The sequence below is a fragment of the Pseudomonas sp. 05N433 genome, assembly GCF_056396925.1.
In genome coordinates, this window is sequence record NZ_JBFTML010000122.1 from 1 (window position 1) to 1,881 (window position 1,881).

Consider the following 1,881-nt stretch of genomic DNA (forward strand, 5'->3'; position numbering starts at 1 on the left):
TGCTGTCTTCCTGCACTGCACCAAGCTCGTTGCCGCTCGCCTTCCTGCACTGCACCAAGCTCGTTGCCGCTCGCGAAGCTGAGTACCGGTGCGTCATTGCTGCCGGTGACAGTGACGGTCACCTGCTGGGTGTCGACGCCGCCGAGGCCATCGCTGACCTGGATGGTGAACACTTCATTGTGACTCTCGCCGGCCTGCAGCGACTGCACCGCACTGGCGACGCCATCGGTGCCGTTGGCCAGGGTGTAGGTCCATTGGCCGGTGCTGTCGACGGCGATCGAGCCATAAGTGCCGTTAGCTGTTCCGGCAATGCTCCAGGTGGCGGTGGCATCGTGGTCGATGTCGCTTGAGCTGAATTGGCCGCTGACGCTGAGGGTGCTGTCTTCCTGCACCGCGCCGACATCGTTGCCGCTCGCGAAGCTGAGCACCGGCGCATCGTTGCTGCCGGTGACGGTGACAGTCACCTGCTGGGTGGCGACGCCACCGAGGCCATCACTGACCTGCACACTGAACACTTCGTTGTGACTCTCGCCGGCCTGCAGCGACTGCACGGCACTGGCGACGCCATCGGTGCCGTTGGCCAAGGTGTAGGTCCACTGACCGCTGCCGTCCACGGCGATCGAGCCATAAGTGCCGGTATTGGATCCGGCAATGCTCCAAGTGGCGGTGGCGCTGTGATCGATGTCGCTTGAACTGAACTGGCCACTGACGCTGAGGGTGCTGTCCTCCTGCACGGCGCCGACATCGTTGCCCGACGCGAAGCTGAGCACCGGCGCATCGTTGCTGCCGGTGACGGTGACAGTCACTTGCTGGGTGTCGACGCCGCCCAGGCCATCGCTGACCTGGATGGTGAACACTTCATTGTGAGTCTCGCCGGCCTGCAGTGATTGCACGGCACTGGCGACACCATCAGTGCCATTGGCCAGGGTGTAAGTCCACTGACCGCTGCCGTCGACGGCGATCGAGCCGTAGGTTCCAGTTGCCGAGCCATTGATCGACCAGGTCGCGGTGGCCGCATGGTCGATGTCGCTCGAGCTGAACTGGCCACTGACGCTGAGGGTGCTGTCTTCCTGCACCGCACCGGCATCGTTGCCGCTGGCGAAGCTGAGCACCGGTGCGTCGTTGCTGCCGCTGACGGTGACGGTCACCTGCTGGGTGTCGACGCCGCCCAGGCCATCGCTGACCTGGATGGTGAACACCTCGTCATGGCTCTCGCCGGCCTGCAACGACTGCACGGCACTGGCGACGCCATCGGTGCCATTGGCCAGGGTGTAAGTCCACTGACCGGTGCCGTCCACGGCGATCGAGCCATAAGTGCCGGTATTGGATCCGGCAATGCTCCAAGTGGCGGTGGCGCTGTGATCGATGTCGCTTGAACTGAACTGGCCGCTGACGCTGAGGCTGCTGTCCTCCTGCACCGCGCCCAGCTCATTGCCCGACGCGAAACTGAGTACCGGGGCGTCATTGCTGCCGGTGACAGTGACGGTCACTTGCTGGGTGTCGACGCCGCCCAGGCCATCGCTGACCTGGATGGTGAACACTTCRTTGTGAGTCTCGCCGGCCTGCAGTGATTGCACTGCACTGGCGACGCCATCGGTGCCGTTGGCCAAGGTGTAGGTCCATTGGCCGCTGCTGTCGACGGCGATTGAGCCATAAGTGCCGTTAGCTGTTCCGGCAATGCTCCAGGTCGCCGTGGCAGCATGATCGATGTCGCTTGAACTGAACTGGCCGCTGACGCTGAGGGTGGTGTCCTCCTGCACGGCGCCGACATCGTTGCCGCTCGCGAAGCTGAGCACCGGCGCATCGTTGCTGCCGGTGACGGTGACGGTCACCTGTTGGGTGTCGACGCCACCGAGGCCGTCGCTGACCTGGATGGTGAAC

The 1,881-nt window shown here is 64.0% G+C and carries 1 protein-coding gene; it reads right to left on the reverse strand.

What is annotated here, in order from left to right; genetic code table 11:
- Positions 1-1,881 (reverse strand): VCBS domain-containing protein (locus AC1DIS_RS29930; RefSeq protein ID WP_477781294.1); only part of this gene is annotated, 1,881 nt, incomplete at both ends.